Here is a 20,801-nt window from a genome sequence, read left to right on the forward strand (position 1 = left end):
ACAGGCGCAATCCTATTGGAATAGATCAAGCCAATTGATCGGTGGCCACATGGTATTTGGGGTCCTCGATCACGTTGACCTCCACCAGGTCCTTGGCGCGGCGCAGCAGCTTGCGGCATTCCGGGCTCAGGTGCTTGATGTGTAGCCGCTTACCCCGCCGTTCATAGCGCTCGGCCAGGGTGTCGATGGCTTCCAAGCCCGAATGATCGGCCACCCGGGACAGGCGGAAGTCCACGACCACGTCGTCGGTGTCGTTCTCTGGGTCGAACAGGTCACGAAAGGCCGTGACCGAGCCGAAGAACAGCGGGCCTTGTAGCTCATAGACCTTGCTGCCCATGCTGTCGGTGCGGGTGTAGGCCTGAATGCGGGTGGCGTTGCCCCAGGCATAGACCAGGGCCGAGACGATCACCCCGACCACCACGGCAATGGCCAAATCGGTGAAGACCGTGACCGCCGAGACCAAAATCAAGACGAAGGCATCGGCGCGCGGGATTTTGTGCAAGATGCGGAAGCTGGACCATTCGAAGGTCCCCAATACCACCATCATCATCACGCCGACCAAGGCGGCCAGCGGGATCATCTCGATGAGCGACGAGGCGAACAGGATAAAGAACAGCAGGAAAAGGGCGGCGGCGATGCCCGAGGTGCGTCCGCGCCCACCGGAATTCACGTTGATCATGCTCTGGCCGATCATGGCGCAGCCGCCCATGCCACCAAAGAAGCCGGTGACGATATTGGCCGTGCCCTGGCCGACGCATTCCCGGTTGCCACGGCCCCGAGTGTCGGTGATTTCGTCGATCACGGTCAGGGTCAACAGGCTTTCGATCAACCCGATGGCCGCCAGGATCACCGAATAGGGGAAGATGATGATCAGGGTTTCCAAGGTCCAGGGCACCAGCGGGATATGGAATTCCGGCAATCCCCCGGCAATGGAGGCCATATCGCCAACGGTGCGGGTATCCAGGCCCAGGGCCATCACCAGGCCCGTGACCACCAGGATGGCCGCCAAGGGCGCTGGAATCGCGTTGGTCAGCTTGGGCAGGAAATGGATCACCGCCATGGCCAGGGCGACCAGGCCAAGCATCAGATATAGAGGCATGCCGGTCAGCCATTCCCAGGATCCATCGGTCCCGGTCACCTGAAACTGCCTGAGCTGGGCCAGAAAGATGACGATGGCCAGGCCATTGACGAAACCCAGCATGACTTGGTGCGGTACCATGCGGATGTATTTGCCCAACCGCAGCACACCGGCGAGCACCTGAATAAGGCCCATCAGCACCACGGTGGCGAACAGGTATTCCACCCCGTGATCGGCGACCAGCGCCACCATGACCACGGCCAGGGCCCCGGTGGCACCGGAGATCATCCCCGGGCGCCCGCCGATGACGGCGGTGATCAACCCGACCATGAAGGCGGCGTAGAGCCCGGTCAGCGGATTGACCCCGGCGACAAAGGCGAAGGCCACGGCCTCGGGGACCAGGGCCAAGGCGACGGTGAGACCGGAAAGAATATCGGCCTTGAGGGAAAAGGCGCGGCGGATATGAAACTCGAACATGACTATTCACCAAAAAAAACGGCCGGGGAGTACCCGACGCATATTCTGAAAAACTAATATTAGCTGTTGCTCATATATAGAGGGGGGAATCCGTCCGGTCCAGGAAAAAGCGCACAGGCCAGCCCTGCGTGGCGCGCATATTCCACTTTGCGCCGCCCATCAACGGAGACCCGTGGTAAACTCAAACCATGTTTCATCGCACCCGATATTGGACCCGAGAGAACGACGGTCGCATCCGTTGCGATCTCTGTCCGCGCGCCTGCAAACTGCGCAACGGCCAACTGGGGCTGTGCTTCAATCGCGCGGCGGTCAATGGCGAAATCGTGCTGACCACCTATGGCCAGAGCAGTGGCTTCTGCATCGATCCCATCGAGAAAAAACCGCTCAACCACTTCCTGCCCGGCACGCCGATCCTGTCCTTGGGCAGTGTCGGCTGTAATTTGACCTGCAAATTTTGTCAGAACTGGTCCATTTCCAAGGGGCAGGAAGACCTGCTCAAGGCACTGACCGAGTCCGCCAACCGCTCGTCTAATGTTTTTGAACAATTGTTAGATAATGAGATTGGGCGGGATCGCATCGTCGCCTTGGCGGGCATAGAGACCGATCCCGGGCGCCTGTTGTCCCCAGCGTCTCCCAAACTGATCGCCAAGGCTGCCGCGCAAACCAACTGCCGTAGCGTCGCCTTCACCTATAACGATCCGGTGATTTTTCATGAATACGTGATCGACACGGCCAAGGCCTGCCACGCACGGGGCCTCAAGACCGTGGCGGTGACGGCGGGCTATATCTGCCCCGAGCCGAGGCGCGAGTTCTTCGCTCATATGGATGCGGCCAACGTGGACCTGAAGGCTTTCACCGAGGACTTTTATCACCGGCTTTGTACCGCCACGCTGGCGGATACCCTCGATACATTGAAATATCTGATCCACGAAACCGACGTCTGGGTGGAGACCACGACCTTGCTGATCCCCGGTGAAAACGATTCCGCCGAAGAAATCGATGCCATGACCCGATGGGTGGTGGCCGAACTGGGGCCAGACATGCCCATGCATTTTTCCGCCTTCCATCCCGATTGGAAGATGCGCGACAAGCCACGGACCCCGCACGCCAGCCTGATCCGGGCCCGTGACATCGCCTTGGCCAACGGGGTACGTCATGCCTATGTGGGCAACGTCCACGACCTGGAGCGCGAAAGCACCTATTGCCATCAATGCGGCACCCGGCTGGTAGGGCGCGACTGGTATGTGTTGTCCTCGTGGAATCTGGACCCCCAAGGGCGGTGCCTGGCTTGCAAGGCAGCCTGTGCCGGCGTGTTTAATGGACCGCCGGGGGATTGGGGGGCCAAGCGGGTGCCCCTTCGGCTCTCGCACTGATATTTTCTCTGGCACAGCCATTCTCCTGTGATAAACCTGCGCTCCATCGGTAACGGAGTTGTCCTTCATGGTGAAGAAATGGCTGGGATTGGCGCTGAAATTAGGCGTCTCGGGCGGATTGATCTGGTTTCTTTTACGAAACGTGGATACGCAAGCCGTCTGGACCCAGGTCAAGACCATGGGGTGGATGGCTCCGGTGATCGCCATTTTGATGATCGTCATTTTGCAGATGGTGATTGGAGGGTTGCGCTGGTGGTTGGTACAACGGGCCATTCACGCCCCTTTGCCCCTGGCCAAAACCACCAAGCTGTTCCTGATCGGCGCGTTCTTCAATCAAGTGCTGCCTTCGGCGGTCGGTGGCGATGCGGTTCGGATCTACAAGGCGTTCAAATCAGGACTGACGTTCTCCCAGGCTTTCAATGGCGTGATGCTGGAGCGGTTGGCGACGGTTTTCGCCCTGGTTCTGTTGGTCGCCGCTATTCAGCCGCTATTGCTATCGCGCATTGATGCGCCCAGCGTGGAGTGGCTATTCCCTCTCATGGCTGTGGGTGGGGTTTTCGGCATAGCCCTGTTGATGAGCCTGGACCGCTTGCCCAAGCGCTTGCATGACCTGCGGGTGGTGCGGGGTTTGGCTGCCCTGGCCCGGGATGCCCGCAGGCTGTTTCTCAACCCGAAGGAGGGATTGGGATCGTTGGTGGTTGCCATCCTTGGTCACGTCAACGTTTCGCTGTCCGTGTGGGTTTTGGCCAATGGCATGGGATTGCCCGTCGATCCGCTGGATTGCATCTTGCTATTCCCGCCCGTGCTTCTGGTTTTGACGCTCCCCATTTCCATTGCTGGATGGGGCGTGCGGGAAGGGGCCATGGTCACGGCTTTCGGCCTGGTGGGTGTCAGCAACGAAGGCGCATTGGCACTCTCTTTGGTATTCGGCGGGGTTGGCCTGGTGGCGGCGCTCCCCGGTGGTCTGGTCTGGGCTCTGGGCCGCGACCGTATGGCCGACGTGGCCAAGGAAGTGGAGGCCGAAGAGCATCCCGAGCCCAGCAAATCGGCCTGAGTGTTTTTGACAGGCTGCTTCTGTAATCGAGTCATTTGAGTCAAGCTGATTTCCAAGCCGTCGGTTTGAACCTGGGGTATGTGGCGCCCTTTGCTTCTGTCCGCGGTCGACGTCGTCGCCGCATGATGGGGATCAAGGGGGATCGGGTGCAGCAATCTGAAAAGCGTGGTCTTACGCCACTGCAGCCTGCGCGCTGTCATCCGAGCCCCGCGCGTCGCCACGCGTCCTGGCCGCCCTTCAGGCGATCTCGGTTTTCGTTGTGTTTAGATGGCGGTCTCCTCCTTGCGGTACTGGAAGTCCGTGCCGTCGATCCACATGCGATGCATGATTACGGCGAGACGCCGGGCAACGGCGACCTTGGCGCGTTTCATCCCGCGCCTTTTGGCGACCGCGAGCCCCCAGTGTTTGAGCCAGGACCAACGGCGGGTTCGAGTGAGAAGTGCATTGGCGGCCTCGAACAAAAGCCAACGAACCATGGCATCTCCGCACTTGCTGATGGGGCCGCTTCGGTCCTGCTCTCCCGAGGCGTATCTGCGTGGGACAAGCCCGAAGTGGGCGCCGACCATGACCGACTTTTGAAACCGTTCCGGCACGTCGAGTCCTGTCCTGAAAGCGAGGGCGGTAACCGGGCCGACGCCGGGAACGGTCATCAGGCGCCGGCAAACGCTATCATCGCGCGCAGCGGCATGAACCTGCCGGTCGAGCTTGTCGAGTTGTTCGAGCAAGGCTTGGCGCGCAAGCAAGAGCGGCTCGGCGGCTGCGCTGAGGTGCGGGTTATCAGCCGTCAATTCCCGAACCCGCGCCGCGAAAAGGCGTCCGCGCGCCATACCGACCTTGAGGCCGAAAGCTTTCAATGTTCCTCGTACCGTATTGGACAACTGACGGACCTGATGAACCAGGGTCTCCCGATGGGTCAGCACCATCCGGAGCTCCTGACTGCGCGCGGTCTTGACGTGGGTCGCGCGGTACAAACCGGTCCGCATCGCCTGGCTGATCAAGCGGGCGTCGCGACGGTCCGTCTTGACTGGGCTGGCGCTGGCAAAGGCCTTCATTTGCCGGGTCTCGATACAAATCACAGGGAGGCCCCGACTGGACAGTCCTGCGTACAGCCAAGGCGCCAGAGGGCCAGCTTCCAACCCAATTCGCGCAAAGCCACGCCCGCTTTCCTCGAGCCAAGTGGCGACCGCCTCGGGTGTGCTTGACACCTTGCCTTCGCGAATGACGGTTCCCTTTGCATCAATCTCACAGATCGAAATGCTTGCCATCGATACGTCCATTCCAACAAAATACTCCATAGCTGGTCTCCTCTGTTCCATGTCCAGGAATTGACCCGGATACTTGATCAAGACCGAGTGTGGAGACCAGCTGACTGTTTAGGCAATCCCTGACTGCTCGATTACCGCCATCTGAAAAAGTCCGATTTCGAGCCTGTGCCAACACATGCCTCGACAAGCTCAGCATGAGGGCCTTTGAATTCTCAACAGGTTAGCCTCATCCTGAGCTTCCTCATCCCGAGCTTGTCGAGGGACGAAGGGCGAGGCGGGCCGTCGGACAACACTTTTTCAGCAGCCTGCTAAGGACGCGGCTATTTCTTGACCTGGGTGGGATCGTCGTATCCGACATAGGGCCAGCTTTTCAGCCGCTCCCACGTCCCATCCGGGCGTCGTTCCAGAAGATGGGAAGACCGATCCGGTAGCGGGGTTCGGAAATACCTCTCAACCACCGCGTTGACCGAATGGATCCAGGCATGGCTGGGGGCGACCTTGTTCAGGTAGGGGACCATGTCCTCGTGATTATTGAACAGGTTCCAGCGCGCGACTTCGATGCCCACCGGATAAATATAGTAGCGCATCTGGAGCGGCATCTCACCCGTGCCCGTCGGGTCGATCAAGGCAATACGACTGCCGTCGGGGAGCATCTGGCGTAATTCGCCGCCCACCTCCCGGACATGTTGCTTCACCGGGTGGCGGTCGAAGCGGACCTTGTTGACGAGGATCACGGGCAACAAGACCATCAGCGCGACAGCCAATCCGTTGGCCCAGCCTGGCAGGGCCGATCCCAGTCGCTTCTTGTAGAGCAGCGCCAGGCCATAGACGGCCGCGGCCCACATCAAACCGCCCAGATGGGTATTGTAGCGCCAATAGGAGGCAGCCCTTTCCGCTTCGCCGCCACCGAACACGGCGATGTAGGCGGTAATCAGGAACAGATTGTAGCCCAAGAAGACAAGGCCCGCGATCATGGCCAGGCTGTGAAAGGCGTCCCGGTAGCGCCAGAAGGCCTTGAAACCGAAGTAGACCATCACGAACATGCCACCGAAATAACCGACCTTTTGCGAAATGACCTTGGCCACCGACGCCAGGGTCAGAGGCAGAATATGAAACTGCCATTCATCGAAAGGCCGGACCTTCATGCTGGCAAACGCCAGGCCTTCGGTTTCCGTGTAACCTTTCCAGATCATGAATAGGGCCACGGCCGGGCCCAAAACCAGGATCATCAGGCGCAACAGCTCATGCAGACGGACCTGCGGATGCCGCCATCCCGCGATGCCAATGGCGATGGGCAGACACAAAAGGAGTGCCAGATTTCCCTGTTTGAGATTGGCCACCAGCAATAGGGCCAGGCCGCTCTGCAAGGCCAACGCGGCGGCGGTGCGGCGATTGCCTTCGGCCAGGGCCTCGATCATCAGCCATCCGAGAATACCGGCCATGGCGACCGCTGTGGTGGTGCCGACCTCGGCGTAGGCGGTAAAAACCAACTTGCGAACGAAGGTCGGGCTCAACAAGGTTGCCAACAGCAGCCCCAACCCCACAAGACCCCAACGACCGGCGACGGAACTCTTCGTATCCAGGCCCCGCTCGATAAGACGCACCAGGGTCAGGCCGAACAGGAGGAGGGTGAGCGTATTAAAGATGGCGCCCCCGTTCTCGACGAAGAACCCGGTCAGCCGCGATGCCAAGTAGGTCACCAATGGCAGGGTATACGGGTAGGCGGGGAAACTGGCCGGATTGACCGGACGGTCGGCGGATGGCAGCCCATCCACTTCGAACAGATACTTGGCACTCCAAAGCCACTGAGAAAACTCGTCCCATTGGGAGGGGACCATGGCGCTGACCAGCAGGATCAGAGGCAACCCGACCAGAACTAAGCGACCCAGATCCTTCGGGAAAAGCTGTCCATCCCGTCGCCAGGCCAGCCATCCAGCAACCATTGCCAAGCCGAACAGGAGGTAGGCGATCCAGCTAAAGGCCAAGGCGGGCAGATAGATACCGCTTGTTGTGAACAACACCGTTACCACGGCCCACCCGGTCCATAAATCGGCCTCTTGGAATCGCGACCGGCCCCCAATCAGCGCGCCCATGGCCATCAACGCGGCCATGACCGCGCCCACGGCCGCCAAGCCAAGCAAGTTCTCGAAATCGGGGAGATAGGACAAGACGAGCGACATGGTGCCTCCGGGGTGATCGCGGCGTGTTTAACATAGCTTCCACGCCTAACAAACCTTTGCCTTCGGCGTTCGCGGCATTACATTGAGCAGCAGCACATTCATGGAGAAGCCGAATGAAGATCACTTTCGCCAAGCCAGCCCTGCCCGAAACCGGAACTCTGGTGGTGACCGCATTGGATGGCGGCAAACTGTCGCCCACTGCCCAGATCTTCGACGAACGGACCGATGGGGCCCTTGGACGGGCGATCAAGACCGCGCGCTACAAAGGCAAAAAAGGCCAGGGGCTGAGCCTGTTGGCTCCGACAGGCACCGGTCTCGACCGGCTGTATGTGATCGGCTTGGGCAAGGCCAAGGACCTCAACGATCTGAAGATGCAGGATGTGGGGGGGACTCTGTATGCCTCGCTGGCCCATTGCGGGGCTTCGAGTGTCTCGGTGGCGCTGGATGATCTGGAGGACTGTGGGCTGTCCTTGGAAGATATGGCGGCCCATCTGGCATTCGGCGCGCGGTTGCGCACTTTCCGCTTCGACAAGTACCGCACCAAGGAAGAAAAAGGCGATAAGCCCAAGCTCAAGACTTTCAAGATTCACGGCGCGGCGGTGGCGGATGCCAAAGCGACCTTCGCCCCCCTGGACAAGATTGCCGACGGGGTGTTCCTGACCCGCACCCTGGCCTCGGAACCGGCCAACGTGCTGTATCCGGAAAGCTTTGCCAAGGAAGCCCAGAAGCTGAGCGACCTGGGCGTTAAGGTGAAGGTCTTGGGTGAAAAGGAGATGACTAAGCTGGGCATGGGCGCCCTGCTGGGCGTCGGCCAGGGCAGCATCCGGGAATCCAAGATGGTGACTTTGGAATGGAATGGCACCGGCGCAAAGAAATCCGGTGCGCCCATTGCCTTTGTCGGCAAGGGCGTCTGCTTCGATTCCGGCGGTATTTCCATCAAGCCTTCACCGGGCATGGAGGATATGAAATGGGACATGGGCGGCGCCGGCGTGGTGACCGGCCTGATGGCGGCACTGGCCGGGCGCAAGGCCAAGGTCCATGCAGTAGGCGTCATCGGCTTGGTGGAAAACATGCCCTCGGGCGAGGCGCAGCGGCCCGGTGACGTGGTGACCTCCATGTCCGGTCAAACCATCGAAGTGATCAATACCGATGCCGAAGGGCGTCTGGTGCTGGCCGATGCCCTGCATTATTGCAACGAGACCTATCAGCCCAAGTTCATGATTGATCTGGCGACTCTGACCGGAGCCATCATCATCGGCCTGGGCGAGCATGTGGCGGGGACCTTCTCCAACGATGATGACCTGGCCGAGGCGGTGTCCGAAGCGGGCAAGGCGGTGGGCGAGGGGGTCTGGCGCCTGCCCATCGGCGAGGAATGGGATAAACAGATCAAGTCCGACATCGCGGACATGAGGAATGTGGGCGGTCGCGCCGGAGGCAGCATCACCGCCGCGCAGTTCCTCAAGCGCTTCGTCGGGGATACTCCGTGGCTGCATATCGATATCGCCGGCGTGACTTGGTCGAAGAAAGACAAACCCACCGTGCCCAAAGGCGGCACCGGCTTCGGCGTGCGGCTGCTCGACCGGCTGGTGGCCGACAAGTATGAGAAGGACTGATTCCCGCTCATGGCCGAGGTCGCTTTCTACCACCTGATCGCCTGGCCGCTGGAACGGGCCTTGCCGAAATTGCTTGAGCGGACCGTGGAGTCCGGCAAGCGGGCGGTGGTAATCGCCGGGTCCGATGCCAGGGTGGAATCCCTGGATATGGTGCTCTGGACCTACGAGGCTGATTCCTGGCTGCCCCATGGCACCTCTCGCATGGGACATCCGGCGAATCAGCCGGTATGGCTGACCATGCAGGATGAGAACCCCAACGGGGCGCAGTTTCTGTTCCTGACCGAAGGCATGACCTCGGATCGCCTGGCCGAATACGAGCGGTGTTTTGATCTGTTTGATGGCAATGATCCACAAGCCGTGCAGGCGGCGCGGGAGCGTTGGACAGCCTGCAAGGCCGCCGGTCACGATCTCGCCTATTGGCGGCAGACAGATCAAGGACGGTGGGAGCGGCAAGCCTAATCCGCGACGATCAATAACAATAATTCCACCAAGGACTTCAAACCGATCAAATTTCGGTCTAAACTCCCGCTCGATGGGTTGTGACACGCCTGTGTGTTTGCGACCTTTCGGATTGGAATTGGACTGAGGTAGGTCAAGGACCCTATGGATCTCGCAACAATTGTCGGCCTTGTCGCCGGGTTTGCACTGATTGTCGTCGCCATCTTGTTGGGCGGCGACCTGATGTCCTTTGTCAACGTCCCCAGTTTGATGATCGTGGTCGGCGGCACCATCGCCTCCGTGCTGATCCGCTATACCCTCAAGGACGTGGGCGTGGTCCTGAAGACCGCCATGGGTATCGGCTTCAATATGTCCAAGACCGATGCCCTGGACCTGGTTCAAAAGTCCCTGGAAATGGCCGAACTGGTCCGAAAAAACGGTCTGCTAGCCTTGGAAAGCCTGGAGATCGAGAACGATTTTTTCAAGCGCGGCATCCGGCTCTGCACCGATGGCCATAACCTGGACGTGATCAAGGAAACCATCGACAAGGAAGTGAACCTGACCATCTCCCGGCAGGAAGCCGGCGAGGCCATGCTGCGCGGTATCGGTGATTCCGCTCCGGCCTTCGGCATGATCGGAACCCTGGTCGGTCTGGTGCAGATGCTGTCCAATATGGATGACCCGAAAACCATCGGCCCCGCCATGGCGATCGCCATGCTGACAACCTTCTATGGTGCCGTGCTGGCCAACGTGTTCGCCATCCCGTTGGCGGACAAGATTGCTGTCAAGAATGATCAGGACCGCAAGAATCACGAGTTGATCGTGCAAAGCATCATTCAAATTCATGGCAACCAGAGCCCCATGGCCTTGAAGGAAATCCTCGCCGTTTACCTGCCGCTCAATAAGCGAGCCGCGCTGGCCGACGACGACGAATAGCGGGGGATCCAGGCACCCATGGCCGACGAAAAATGTAAATGTCCTGCCGGTGCTCCTCTGTGGATGGTCACGTTCGCCGACCTTATGTCCTTGCTGCTGACCCTGTTCGTGTTGCTGCTGACCTTCGCCGAAATGGAAGTGATCAAGTACAAGGCGGTTTCCGGATCGATCCGCAATGCCTTCGGAATCGCCAAGGAAGACAAGCTCAAAGGGGTGATTGAGCTTGAGGGCTCGAAGCGCCGTAAGGCCGCCACCAACCCCGATATTACCCGCGAGAAAAACACCAGCCCCGAGGTGGTGGTCGATATCAAGGAAGCCTTCAATCGCCACCAGGAGATGGCGCAGGAAGAAAAAGAAAAGATGGAGATGAAGCAGCTTGAAGATGCCATCAAGCAGGCCATCGCCAAGGAAATTGCCGGGTCCGGCATGACCGTGGATGTCACCGGCGACGGTGTGGTGATCCGTTTCCCGTCCGAAATCGCCTTCCCGTCGGGCAGTGGGGATCTGTCCAACCAATTCCGCGAGACCCTGGACAAACTGGGGGGCGTGCTGGCGGCAACCGAGGGCCAGATCGTCGTTTCCGGCCATACGGATAACGTGCCCTTGGGCGGCGGTGGTCAGTATCGCACCAACTGGGATCTGTCGGCGGCCCGCGCGGCGTCGGTGGTTCATCACTTCATCGACGACGAGCGATTCGATGGCGACCGCTTCACCATCCAGGGCTTTGGAGAAAGCCGACCCATTGCGGCCAATGAATCCATGGAAGGCCGGGCCAAGAACCGTCGCGTGGAACTGTTGGTGGTGCGCAAATCCGAAAAGACCACGCTGGCGATCCCGGGTCAGTAGTTACCGGTCCGCATCTTTCCGCCATAGGACGAGGATACAGACCATGCCAGCGGCCCCGGCCCCGGCCATGGCCAAATAGGCTTGCCCAGCCAGAGCGGTGTAGAGATACCCGGCGGCGAAAATGGCAACGCCGATTCCCAATCCCATGACACTGGCCGCATAGAGGCTTTGGGCCGTTGCCGATTGGGCGGCGGGAATGTGTTTGGCCAAATAGGTCATGGCGCCCAGGTGGGTGGCACCGTAGGTGAAGGCGTGGAAGGCCTGCACCACCACCAAGAGTGTCAGATCGTCCGTCAGACCCGTGACCGTCCAGCGGATCGTCGCCGCCAGCCCGCCCAGGATCATCAGCGGCACGGCCCCGAAGCGCGACAACAGTCGGGCACCGAAAAAGAACAGGATGATTTCCGCGATGACCCCTTCCGCCCATAAGGCCCCGATCAGGCTTTCCCCATGGCCGACCGACTGCCAATGCAGGGTGCCAAACGCATAATAGACGCCGTGGCTGCCTTGAATCAGTGCCGCGCCCCCGCATAGCAGCATGAAGGGACCATTTTGCAGCAAGGTGCGCATTGGCGCATGGCCGGTTTCTGGCTTGGGGGTGCGGGTATCGGGCAGCGGCAGCGTGGTCAGCAATCCAAGGACCACGGCTCCAAAGATCAACCAATAGATCAGCGACGGGTCGCGGTTTTCCAGCACCTGTCCGGATATGACCGCAGCGGCAATGAACGCCAGGGATCCCCAGAGGCGAATTCGCCCATACTGAATGTCATTGTCATGAATGGTCAGCAGCGTAAGATTCTCGCACAGGGGCATCAAGGCCGACCAGGTGATCATGAATAATGTGCTGATGATCAGCAGGTGCCAGAATCCCCCGCCCCAGAGAAAGGCCAGGTAAATCCCGACGGAGAGAAGGGCCAGAATCCGCATCAGCTTGCGCCGTTCACCGCTGTGATCGGCGATTCCAGCGATCCAGGGACCAGTCAGGACTTTGACCAGGATACTGGATGACATCACCAAGCCGATCTCGCCGGCCGTCAGACCCTGGGACTCCAGCCACACCGGCCAGAACGGCAGGTGCATGCCGATCATGGTGAAATAGCCCACGTAGAACAGGGACAGGCGCGGATAGAGATTCATGTCTTCCCATACCCGATCTCTTCCCTTCAGGTACAGCCCGGAAACGAATGTGCTAGATAAGCGATCGGGCAAACGGGGGAATCGGAGCGATGGATCCCATATTGGTGGTTGGGTCGGTGGCCGTGGATGAGGTGGTGAGGTTACAGGCCCCCCTGCGTATCGGTAGTCACAACGCCGGAATGGATGCGGGCGCGCGGATCGGCGGCGGCGCGGCCAATACCGCCATGGCCCTGGCACGGGCCGGAGATTCCGTGTCCGTGGTCAGTGCCGTGGGCGAGGATGAGGCGGGTGCTTTGCTGTTGGATCAGTTGGCGCGCCTGGGGGTGGATCTTGCCCTGGTCGATCGGCATGCGGGGGAAACAACGCGCTCCTTGATCATGTTGGAGGAAGCCGGCGAGCGAACCATTGTCAATCGGGCCCGGGCTCCGGTGGCCTTGCCCGCTGATTTGGCCTCCCGTCCGGCTTCGGCTTTCTATGTGCGTAGTGCCGATCCTTTGCTGACCGAGGTGATTCAAGAGCGCAGCAAAAGTTGCCCGGTGTTGGCTCATGTGCCGCCGATGACAGCGGACTTCCGACCGGCACAGGTGTTGGTGGCGTCGGAATCCGATCTGGACCCGGCATTTTTGCACGACCCATGGCAGGGGGGGCGTCGCATTGCCGGAGAGACCCTTGAATGGATGGTCTTGACCCGTGGCGAACGGGGGGCGGCGGCCTTTGATGGCAAACAAGTGATCGAAGTCGGCGCGCCCAATGTATCGGTAATTGACAGTACCGGCGCCGGTGATGTTTTCGCCGCCGGGCTGCTGCATGGGTTAGCGCGTGGTTATGCCATGGGCCAATGCCTGGAAACGGCAGTTTCGTGGGGCAGTGCTTCCGTGGGCTACGAAGGAACCATGCCGCCGCATACCTTTCCGGCATGATGGCAATAGAGTTTGAGAATCACTTTCACGGTTGAACTATACGAACTGGTAATATACAATATATCATTGCTAGTCGGTATGCTCCGAACTGGCTGTTGGAGTGCGTGCGTTTGCCATTCGTGGATGTGAAGAAAATTCCCTCGACGGGCAATGAACTGATTGACGAAGGCCACCGTCATTTGGCCGAAGTCATCAATCAGGTCTATGAGGCTTGGCTGCGCAACGACCCACATGACAAACTTTGTGATGGCATTGACGATATCACCAAGGCGTTGGAAGATCATTTTTCCACTGAAATCGCCGTGGTGCGGGCTGCCGGATTCACCAAATGGCAGGACCATATGGTGGTCCACGACAAACTGCGGGCAAAGATCAAAAATAAGCTACAGGTGCTCAAGGAAACCTGTGACTTCAATGATGCCAGTATCGATCTGTTCGAAACTCTTGACGGCTTGATCTACGAGCATGAGATCCTAGACGATGGCGATTTCTGGGCTGTATTCGGGCCACAGGGCCAGCGTCCGAAACGTGAAACCGTGCTGACTTGGAAAGACGCCTACCAAGTCGATGTGCCGGAACTGGATCGCCAGCATCGGGCCTTATGCGAGATCCTCAATCAGATCCATGAGGTTGCCATCTCTGAAGCCTTCGACAGGGATGGCGCCCGATCTTTGATCGAACAATTCCAGCGACAGGCTCGTCAGCATTTCATGGCCGAAGACACTTATCTTCGCGATATGATGGGGGAAGCGGCGGAGAGCCATGCCCATGATCACGCGGATCTTTTAAGTGAATTGGAAACCCAGCTGGATGATCTGGATGAAGCCCTTGCCGGGGATTTGCCCAATTTTGTCGAAGGCTATCTGGCCCCCTGGCTGATGGATCATATGTGTGTTGGCGACCGCAAGGCGTTCGGTCTTACTCCGGCCCACTGAACGATCAGCCTGATTCCGCCTTCAAGATCGCCGTTTCCAATTCTTCGTGCGCCGTGAACCAGGCCTCCTCCGTTTCGTTCAGCGCCTTGTCTGTTTCCCCCAATTGCCGCTGCAACTCGGTGAGTGGTCCGCTGGGGCCGTCATAGAGTTTGGGGTCGGCAAGGCGCTGTTCCAGGATCGATTTATCCTGGTGTAGCTTGTCGAGCTTCATTTCCGCATTCTTCACCTGCTTGCGAAGCGGCGCCAATTTGGCGCGGGCCTCGGCGGCGGCGCGCCGATCATCCTTGCGGCTGGGACCATCGCGGCGACGGGTTTCCCTGCGGGCTGTGCGTTGCTGGTCCAACAGATAGCGGCGATAGTCATCCACATCCCCGTCAAAGGGCGTACAGGCCCCATTTTCCACCAGCCAAAGGCGGTCACAGGCGGCGGCCAGCAAGTGTGGGTCATGACTGACCAACACCACCGCGCCGTCATAGGTATTCAATGCCTGCAACAGGGCCTCGCGGGAGTCCACGTCCAGATGGTTGGTGGGCTCGTCGAGCAGCATCAGATGAGGTTTGTCGCGGCTCATTAGGGCAAACAGCAGCCGGGCCTTTTCACCACCGGAGAGACTGGCGACCGGCGTATCGGCCTGGTCGCCGGGGAATCCGAATCGGCCCAGATGACCGCGAACCCGGGCTTCCGGTTCCATGGGCATCAAACGCGCCATGTGGAGGTAAGGCGAATCGGTGAGAATCAGTTCGTCGGTCTGGTGCTGGGCGAAATAGCCCACCTTCAGCTTATTGGATTTCCGCAGCTTGCCGTCCAGCGGTTTCAGACGGTCGGCAAGCAGCTTCATCAGTGTCGATTTGCCATTGCCGTTGGCGCCCAGCAATCCGATCCGGTCATCCATGTCGATGCGCAGATCCAGGTTGCGCAAAATCGGTTTGGATGCGGGGTCATAGCCCACGGTGGCCGCTTCCATGGCCACCAGCGGCGGCGACAAAGGGTCGGGGTCCGGAAAATCGAACGTGATGGTCCGCGATTCGACGGCGGTGGCGATGGGCTCCATTCGGGCCAGCATTTTCAATCGGCTTTGTGCCTGGCGGGCCTTGGTGGCCTGGGCACGGAAGCGATCGACAAAGGCCTGGATTCGGCGCCGTTCATCCATTTGGCGGGTGCGCAGGGCGGCCTGTTGGGCTTGGCGCTCCCGGCGGGTGGTTTCGTAGTAGTCGTAATTGCCCTGGTAACGAATCAACTTGCCTTCGTCCAAGTGGACGATTTCCTGCACCACGCTGTTGAGCAGGCTGCGTTCATGGCTGATCACCAACAAGGTCCCCGGCCAGGAGGCCAGATAGGATTCCAGCCAAAGAGTGGCTTCCAGATCCAAATGGTTGGTGGGTTCATCAAGCAGCAGCAAGTCCGGGCGGGCGAAAAGTGAGGCCGCGAGGCTCACGCGCATGCGCCAACCCCCGGAATATTCCTTGCAAGGGCGGGCCTGGGCATCGTCGTCGAATCCAAGGCCGGCCAGGATAGAGGCCGCCCGCGACTCCGCCGAATGGGCATCAATGTCAGCCAGGCGATTGTGAATCTCGGCGATTCGCTGAGGATCGGTGGCGGTTTCCGATTCGGCGAGCAGGGCCGCGCGCTCCGAATCGGCTGCAAGGACCGTATCGAGCAGATTGGTGTCACCGGATGGCGCCTCTTGGGCCACATAGCCGACTCTGGCGCGGGGGCGGATGCTGATGGATCCGGCATCCGGCGTGCGTTCTTGGGCGATCAGGCCGAACAGAGTGGATTTGCCACTGCCGTTGCGGCCCACCAGTCCAACCTTGTGGCCGTCGGGTATGGCAAGAGTCGCCTGTTCAAACAACAGGCGTCCGGCGATGCGAAAGGTGAGATCATTGATATGCAACATGGCGACGCAGACTTAGCACGCCGATTCGATCCACCACAAACGAAAGACGCCGCCCCCAATCAGGAGCGGCGCCTTCGCATAGAAATCTGAAAAACTCAGATTACTTGGCCGGAGCGGCCGGAGCAGCCGGAGCGACCGGAGCAACCGGAGCACCATACGGAGCGCCATAAGGCATGCCGTAAGGGGCCGGGTAGCCATAGCCGTACGGAGCGCCATAGCCGTAGCCATTGTAGCCGTTGTAGCCATTGTAGCCGCTACCGTTACCATAAGCGTTGCCCGAACCACGGCCGGAGAAGCTCATGTTGAAGGAGCCGTCGCCGAAGCCGTCGCCCCAACCATTGCCGTTGCCCCAACCATTGTTGTTGCCCCAGCCATTGTTGTTCCAGGGACCACCGCCCCACCAGGCGCTGGCGGAAGTGGCGGAAAGAGCGGCAGTGGCCAGAACACCGGCAACTGCGAGGGTCTTAAGGATGTTATTCATGACAATCCCCCGATTGTTTAAAGTTTCCCACAAAACTTAGGTACAGGGCCGGTGCTCGACCAAAAACCTTGATACCTAGCGATCTATTAAGAGCGACTTGAGATGCTCTATATAAGCACCACCTAATTTAGTGATACCTAATATTAATGTCAACGACTTTTTTTCGCCGAGTTCGCCAAGGTGTGTGGAGAAGTTGGAAATATGAGTGTGAATCAGGCGGAAATCAAGATTTCCCGGGAGATGTCGTCACGCGTGGGTTGCCTCTAACGGATGAAGCGGATATAAGGCGCGGGCCTTGCGGGGCGTAGAGCCGAATGGCTCGGTTCCCGGGCCCGGCTTTTAAGAATCGCACATGTTTACCGAAAGGTTTTACGTCATGGCTATTGAGCGCACGCTGTCGATCATCAAACCCGATGCTACGGCGCGGAATATCACCGGCAAGATCAATGCCGTCTTTGAGGATAATGGCCTGCGGGTCGTGGCTCAGAAGCGGTTGTGGCTGAGCAAGAAGCAGGCGGAACAGTTCTATGCCGTCCATGCGGAGCGCTCGTTCTTTGGCGAGTTGACCGACTATATGGTCTCTGGGCCCGTCGTGGTTCAGGTGTTGGAAGGCGAAAGCGCCATCACCAAGAATCGCGAAGTCATGGGCGCCACCAATCCCGCCAATGCCGATGAGGGCACCATCCGCGCCCTGTTCGGGCAGAATGTGCAGGAAAACTCGGTGCACGGTTCCGACTCGCCGGAAAACGCGGCCATCGAGATCAGCTTCTTCTTTGCCCAGACGGAAATCGTCGGCTAAAGCTGAAATCAGGTATCGAGGAAGGGGGCGCTTGCGTCCCCTTTTTTTCGTTTAACGGTCTGCTGAAAAAGTCCGATTTCGAGCCTGTGGTGACACATGCTTCGACAAGCTCAGCATGAGGGCCTTTGAACTTTCAACATGTTAGCCTCACCCTGAGCTTGTCGAAGGGCGAGGCGGGCCGTCGGACAATACTTTTTCAGATGGCGGTAATCGAGCAGTCAGGGATTGCCTAGACAGTCAGCTGGTCTCCACACTCGGTCTTGATCAAGTATCCGGGTCAATTCCTGGACATGGAACAGAGGAGACCAGCTATGGAGTATTTTGTTGGAATGGACGTATCGATGGCAAGCATTTCGATCTGTGAGATTGATGCAAAGGGAACCGTCATTCGCGAAGGCAAGGTGTCAAGCACACCCGAGGCGGTCGCCACTTGGCTCGAGGAAAGCGGGCGTGGCTTTGCGCGAATTGGGTTGGAAGCTGGCCCTCTGGCGCCTTGGCTGTACGCAGGACTGTCCAGTCGGGGCCTCCCTGTGATTTGTATCGAGACCCGGCAAATGAAGGCCTTTGCCAGCGCCAGCCCAGTCAAGACGGACCGTCGCGACGCCCGCTTGATCAGCCAGGCGATGCGGACCGGTTTGTACCGCGCGACCCACGTCAAGACCGCGCGCAGTCAGGAGCTCCGGATGGTGCTGACCCATCGGGAGACCCTGGTTCATCAGGTCCGTCAGTTGTCCAATACGGTACGAGGAACATTGAAAGCTTTCGGCCTCAAGGTCGGTATGGCGCGCGGACGCCTTTTCGCGGCGCGGGTTCGGGAATTGACGGCTGATAACCCGCACCTCAGCGCAGCCGCCGAGCCGCTCTTGCTTGCGCGCCAAGCCTTGCTCGAACAACTCGACAAGCTCGACCGGCAGGTTCATGCCGCTGCGCGCGATGATAGCGTTTGCCGGCGCCTGATGACCGTTCCCGGCGTCGGCCCGGTTACCGCCCTCGCTTTCAGGACAGGACTCGACGTGCCGGAACGGTTTCAAAAGTCGGTCATGGTCGGCGCCCACTTCGGGCTTGTCCCACGCAGATACGCCTCGGGAGAGCAGGACCGAAGCGGCCCCATCAGCAAGTGCGGAGATGCCATGGTTCGTTGGCTTTTGTTCGAGGCCGCCAATGCACTTCTCACTCGAACCCGCCGTTGGTCCTGGCTCAAACACTGGGGGCTCGCGGTCGCCAAAAGGCGCGGGATGAAACGCGCCAAGGTAGCCGTTGCCCGGCGTCTCGCCGTAATCATGCATCGCATGTGGATCGACGGCACGGACTTCCAGTACCGCAAGGAGGAGACCGCCATCTAAACACAACGAAAACCGAGATCGCCTGAAGGGCGGCCAGGACGCGTGGCGACGCGCGGGGCTCGGATGACAGCGCGCAGGCTGCAGTGGCGTAAGACCACGCTTTTCAGATTGCTGCACCCGATCCCCCTTGATCCCCATCATGCGGCGACGACGTCGACCGCGGACAGAAGCAAAGGGCGCCACATAACCCAGGTTCAAACCGACGGCTTGGAAATCAGCTTGACTCAAATGACTCGATTACAGAAGCAGCCTGTTAGGGGGCGGGGTTGACCAAGGCGCCGGTCGCACCGGGGCCTTCGATAATCACTTGTTCGTTTTCCACCCGGGCCCGGCCTTCGGCGATCAGCCGCAGAGCCAGAGGATATATCCGGTGTTCCTGTTCCAGCACACGAGCGCCCAACGCCGATTCGTCGTCATTACCCAGTACCGGCACCGCGGCCTGCACGAGAATCGGCCCGGAATCCATGGCCGGGCGTACATAATGGACCGTGCAGCCGCTGAGCCGCACCCCCGCGGCCAGGGCGTCCCGATGGGCATGGGCCCCTTTGAACGAGGGCAGCAGGGATGGGTGGATGTTGATCAACCGGTCATGCCAGCGATTGACGAATCCGTCCGTCAGCAACCGCATGAATCCGGCCAGGCAGACGAATTCCACCCCATGCGCCGTCAGGGTTTCATGCACCGCTTCTTCGAAAGGCGCGCGTCCGTCATAGGCTTTGTTGTCAACCATGGCGGTGGCCACGCCGGCCTTCGTGGCCCGCTCCAGAGCGAATGCCCCGGGAACGTTGGACAGAACCAGGGCGATCTCCGCCGGAAAGGCGGGATCGGCGGCGGAATCCAGCAAGGCCTGCAAATTGCTGCCCCGTCCAGAGACCAGGACTCCAACCTTCAGCCGCGCCATGCCGCCTCCAGCCCGTCGATTCGGACCGCGGGCTCGTCTTCGGCGCGAGTCTCGACGTGCCCCAGGTGCAGGACCGTTTCGCCTGCCTGGGTGAGAATACGGGTGATGTCGGCTTCTTTCTCCGGCTTACAAAGCACGACCATGCCGATGCCGCAGTTGAAGGTGCGCGCCATTTCCGTCGGATCAACGCCGCCTACGTCAGCCAGCCAGAGAAATACCGGCGGTATGGTCCAACTCTTCGCGTCCAGGCGCGTGGCGGTGCCATCGGGCAGGACCCGGGGGATATTCTCCCACAAGCCACCGCCGGTGATATGGGCCAGGGCGGTCACCCCGCCAACCTTCATGGCCGCCAGACAGCTTTTGACATAGATCCGAGTCGGGGTAAGCAAAGCCTCACCCAGGGATCGGGAAGAATCGAAGGGCGCCGACGCGTCATAGGCCAAGCCGGATCGCTCGACGATCTTGCGGACCAGCGAAAAACCATTGGAATGAATGCCGTCGGATGCCAATCCCAACACCACGTTCCCGGGCTCCACCGAATCGCCGGTCAGCAAGCGGGTGCGTTCAACGGCCCCGACAGAAAAACCGGCCAGATCATAGTCGCCCTGGCTGTACATGCCCGGCATTTCCGCCGTCTCGCCACCGATCAGGGCACATCCGGCCCGGCGGCAGCCTTCGGCAATACCGCCCACCACGGCGCGACCTTCTTCGACCGACAGTTTCCCAGTGGCGTAGTAGTCCAGAAAAAACAAGGGTTCGGCGCCCTGAACGATCAAGTCGTTGACGCACATGGCCACCAGGTCGATGCCCACCGTGTCATGACGATTGGCATCAATGGCCACTTTCAGCTTGGTGCCAACGCCATCGGTACCGGCAACCAGCACGGGATCGGTGAATCCGGCGGCCTTGAGATCGAACAGCGCCCCGAATCCGCCAAGGCCGGAGAGGGTGCCGGAACGGTCGGTGGACCGGGCCAGGGGCTTGATCTCCTCGACCAGCGCCTCTCCCGCGTCTATATCTACACCGGCGTCCTTATAACTGAGGGCGTCGCTAATGGCTTCCTCCCTTGAGGAAAGTGATGGATGATGGTCAAAAAACCGATGCCGAACATATCCTATCTCCGAAGGT

At 59.7% G+C, this 20,801-nt stretch carries 18 protein-coding genes; 10 read left to right on the plus strand and 8 right to left on the minus strand.

The genetic code is table 11. The annotated features are described in order from the left end of the window. Window positions 1–25: 25 nt before the first annotated feature. Window positions 26–1,555: a SulP family inorganic anion transporter gene (locus tag MGMAQ_RS04185; RefSeq protein ID WP_046020559.1), complete on the minus strand. Its 1,530-nt coding sequence runs from the start codon at window positions 1,553–1,555 to the stop codon at window positions 26–28. Window positions 1,556–1,743: 188 nt separating this feature from the next. Between MGMAQ_RS04185 and amrS the strand changes: the two genes are divergently transcribed. Further along, entirely contained in the window at window positions 1,744–2,928 is a 1,185-nt protein-coding gene (gene amrS, locus MGMAQ_RS04190; protein ID WP_046020560.1) for an AmmeMemoRadiSam system radical SAM enzyme, read from the plus strand. Between the two features lie 67 nt (window positions 2,929–2,995). Further along, on the plus strand, window positions 2,996–3,982 hold the full coding sequence (locus MGMAQ_RS04195; RefSeq protein ID WP_046020561.1) for a lysylphosphatidylglycerol synthase transmembrane domain-containing protein: 987 nt from the start codon (window positions 2,996–2,998) through the stop codon (window positions 3,980–3,982). A gap of 263 nt (window positions 3,983–4,245) precedes the next feature. Here MGMAQ_RS04195 and MGMAQ_RS04200 read toward each other — a convergent pair whose 3' ends face one another. Both MGMAQ_RS04200 and MGMAQ_RS04205 read right to left on the minus strand, forming a co-directional pair. Beyond that, window positions 4,246–5,277, minus strand: coding sequence for an IS110 family transposase (locus MGMAQ_RS04200; protein ID WP_046020119.1), 1,032 nt, complete (start codon window positions 5,275–5,277; stop codon window positions 4,246–4,248). Between the two features lie 290 nt (window positions 5,278–5,567). Beyond that, window positions 5,568–7,427, minus strand: a complete 1,860-nt coding sequence (locus tag MGMAQ_RS04205) for a hypothetical protein (RefSeq protein WP_046020562.1) — start codon at window positions 7,425–7,427, stop codon at window positions 5,568–5,570. A gap of 113 nt (window positions 7,428–7,540) precedes the next feature. On the opposite strand from MGMAQ_RS04205, the gene MGMAQ_RS04210 reads away from it, so the two are divergent. The 4 genes from MGMAQ_RS04210 (at window position 7,541) to MGMAQ_RS04225 (ending at window position 11,260) form a co-directional block, all read left to right on the plus strand. Then, the gene (locus tag MGMAQ_RS04210) at window positions 7,541–9,040 is read left to right on the plus strand and encodes a leucyl aminopeptidase (protein ID WP_046020563.1); all 1,500 of its coding nucleotides are present in this window, start codon (window positions 7,541–7,543) and stop codon (window positions 9,038–9,040) included. A gap of 9 nt (window positions 9,041–9,049) precedes the next feature. Next, entirely contained in the window at window positions 9,050–9,499 is a 450-nt protein-coding gene (locus tag MGMAQ_RS04215) for a DNA polymerase III subunit chi (RefSeq protein WP_046020564.1), read from the plus strand. A 144-nt stretch (window positions 9,500–9,643) separates the two neighbouring features. Continuing rightward, window positions 9,644–10,414, plus strand: coding sequence for a MotA/TolQ/ExbB proton channel family protein (locus MGMAQ_RS04220; RefSeq protein ID WP_046020565.1), 771 nt, complete (start codon window positions 9,644–9,646; stop codon window positions 10,412–10,414). 18 nt (window positions 10,415–10,432) lie between these two features. Further along, a complete protein-coding gene (locus MGMAQ_RS04225) occupies window positions 10,433–11,260 on the plus strand; it encodes an OmpA family protein (RefSeq protein WP_082085258.1) in 828 nt (275 codons plus the stop codon). On the opposite strand, the gene MGMAQ_RS04230 is transcribed toward MGMAQ_RS04225, so the two are convergent. Next, window positions 11,261–12,397: a 3-phenylpropionate MFS transporter gene (locus MGMAQ_RS04230; RefSeq protein ID WP_046020566.1), complete on the minus strand. Its 1,137-nt coding sequence runs from the start codon at window positions 12,395–12,397 to the stop codon at window positions 11,261–11,263. A gap of 89 nt (window positions 12,398–12,486) precedes the next feature. On the opposite strand from MGMAQ_RS04230, the gene MGMAQ_RS04235 reads away from it, so the two are divergent. Continuing rightward, window positions 12,487–13,317 (plus strand): carbohydrate kinase family protein, encoded by an 831-nt coding sequence (locus MGMAQ_RS04235; RefSeq protein WP_046020567.1) that lies wholly within the window; start codon window positions 12,487–12,489, stop codon window positions 13,315–13,317. A 104-nt stretch (window positions 13,318–13,421) separates the two neighbouring features. Continuing rightward, complete coding sequence (locus MGMAQ_RS04240; RefSeq protein WP_148560840.1) at window positions 13,422–14,252, plus strand: bacteriohemerythrin; 831 nt, start codon at window positions 13,422–13,424, stop codon at window positions 14,250–14,252. 4 nt (window positions 14,253–14,256) lie between these two features. Here the strand turns inward: MGMAQ_RS04240 and MGMAQ_RS04245 are convergent, their stop codons facing one another. Together MGMAQ_RS04245 and MGMAQ_RS04250 are read right to left on the minus strand one after the other, a co-directional pair. Next, window positions 14,257–16,149, minus strand: coding sequence for an ABC-F family ATP-binding cassette domain-containing protein (locus tag MGMAQ_RS04245; RefSeq protein WP_046020569.1), 1,893 nt, complete (start codon window positions 16,147–16,149; stop codon window positions 14,257–14,259). Window positions 16,150–16,249: 100 nt separating this feature from the next. Then, on the minus strand, window positions 16,250–16,630 hold the full coding sequence (locus MGMAQ_RS04250) for a sulfur globule family protein (RefSeq protein WP_046020570.1): 381 nt from the start codon (window positions 16,628–16,630) through the stop codon (window positions 16,250–16,252). 376 nt (window positions 16,631–17,006) lie between these two features. Between MGMAQ_RS04250 and ndk the strand changes: the two genes are divergently transcribed. Beyond that, the gene (gene ndk / locus MGMAQ_RS04255; protein ID WP_046022935.1) at window positions 17,007–17,429 is read left to right on the plus strand and encodes a nucleoside-diphosphate kinase; all 423 of its coding nucleotides are present in this window, start codon (window positions 17,007–17,009) and stop codon (window positions 17,427–17,429) included. Between the two features lie 311 nt (window positions 17,430–17,740). Continuing rightward, window positions 17,741–18,772 carry an IS110 family transposase gene (locus tag MGMAQ_RS04260; protein ID WP_046020119.1) on the plus strand — a complete coding sequence of 344 codons (1,032 nt, stop codon included), beginning with the start codon at window positions 17,741–17,743 and terminating at the stop codon, window positions 18,770–18,772. Window positions 18,773–19,025: 253 nt separating this feature from the next. Here MGMAQ_RS04260 and purN read toward each other — a convergent pair whose 3' ends face one another. Both purN and purM read right to left on the minus strand, forming a co-directional pair. Next, window positions 19,026–19,673: a phosphoribosylglycinamide formyltransferase gene (gene purN, locus MGMAQ_RS04265; protein ID WP_046020571.1), complete on the minus strand. Its 648-nt coding sequence runs from the start codon at window positions 19,671–19,673 to the stop codon at window positions 19,026–19,028. Next, window positions 19,661–20,728: a phosphoribosylformylglycinamidine cyclo-ligase gene (gene purM / locus MGMAQ_RS04270; protein ID WP_046022936.1), complete on the minus strand. Its 1,068-nt coding sequence runs from the start codon at window positions 20,726–20,728 to the stop codon at window positions 19,661–19,663. The genes purN and purM overlap by 13 nt, the downstream gene beginning before the upstream one ends. Between the last annotated feature and the right edge of the window lie 73 nt (window positions 20,729–20,801).

The organism is Magnetospira sp. QH-2, assembly GCF_000968135.1.
GTDB lineage: Bacteria > Pseudomonadota > Alphaproteobacteria > Rhodospirillales > Magnetospiraceae > Magnetospira.

Bases quoted from the DNA above. Each gene is read 5' to 3' on its own strand.
- MGMAQ_RS04185 (WP_046020559.1), bottom strand. From the start codon at position 1,555: ATGTTCGAGTTTCATATCCGCCGCGCCTTTTCCCTCAAGGCCGATATT.
- amrS (WP_046020560.1), top strand. From the start codon at position 1,744: ATGTTTCATCGCACCCGATATTGGACCCGAGAGAACGACGGTCGCATC.
- MGMAQ_RS04195 (WP_046020561.1), top strand. From the start codon at position 2,996: ATGGTGAAGAAATGGCTGGGATTGGCGCTGAAATTAGGCGTCTCGGGC.
- MGMAQ_RS04200 (WP_046020119.1), bottom strand. From the start codon at position 5,277: ATGGAGTATTTTGTTGGAATGGACGTATCGATGGCAAGCATTTCGATC.
- MGMAQ_RS04205 (WP_046020562.1), bottom strand. From the start codon at position 7,427: ATGTCGCTCGTCTTGTCCTATCTCCCCGATTTCGAGAACTTGCTTGGC.
- MGMAQ_RS04210 (WP_046020563.1), top strand. From the start codon at position 7,541: ATGAAGATCACTTTCGCCAAGCCAGCCCTGCCCGAAACCGGAACTCTG.
- MGMAQ_RS04215 (WP_046020564.1), top strand. From the start codon at position 9,050: ATGGCCGAGGTCGCTTTCTACCACCTGATCGCCTGGCCGCTGGAACGG.
- MGMAQ_RS04220 (WP_046020565.1), top strand. From the start codon at position 9,644: ATGGATCTCGCAACAATTGTCGGCCTTGTCGCCGGGTTTGCACTGATT.
- MGMAQ_RS04225 (WP_082085258.1), top strand. From the start codon at position 10,433: ATGGCCGACGAAAAATGTAAATGTCCTGCCGGTGCTCCTCTGTGGATG.
- MGMAQ_RS04230 (WP_046020566.1), bottom strand. From the start codon at position 12,397: ATGAATCTCTATCCGCGCCTGTCCCTGTTCTACGTGGGCTATTTCACC.
- MGMAQ_RS04235 (WP_046020567.1), top strand. From the start codon at position 12,487: ATGGATCCCATATTGGTGGTTGGGTCGGTGGCCGTGGATGAGGTGGTG.
- MGMAQ_RS04245 (WP_046020569.1), bottom strand. From the start codon at position 16,149: ATGTTGCATATCAATGATCTCACCTTTCGCATCGCCGGACGCCTGTTG.
- MGMAQ_RS04250 (WP_046020570.1), bottom strand. From the start codon at position 16,630: ATGAATAACATCCTTAAGACCCTCGCAGTTGCCGGTGTTCTGGCCACT.
- ndk (WP_046022935.1), top strand. From the start codon at position 17,007: ATGGCTATTGAGCGCACGCTGTCGATCATCAAACCCGATGCTACGGCG.
- MGMAQ_RS04260 (WP_046020119.1), top strand. From the start codon at position 17,741: ATGGAGTATTTTGTTGGAATGGACGTATCGATGGCAAGCATTTCGATC.
- purN (WP_046020571.1), bottom strand. From the start codon at position 19,673: ATGGCGCGGCTGAAGGTTGGAGTCCTGGTCTCTGGACGGGGCAGCAAT.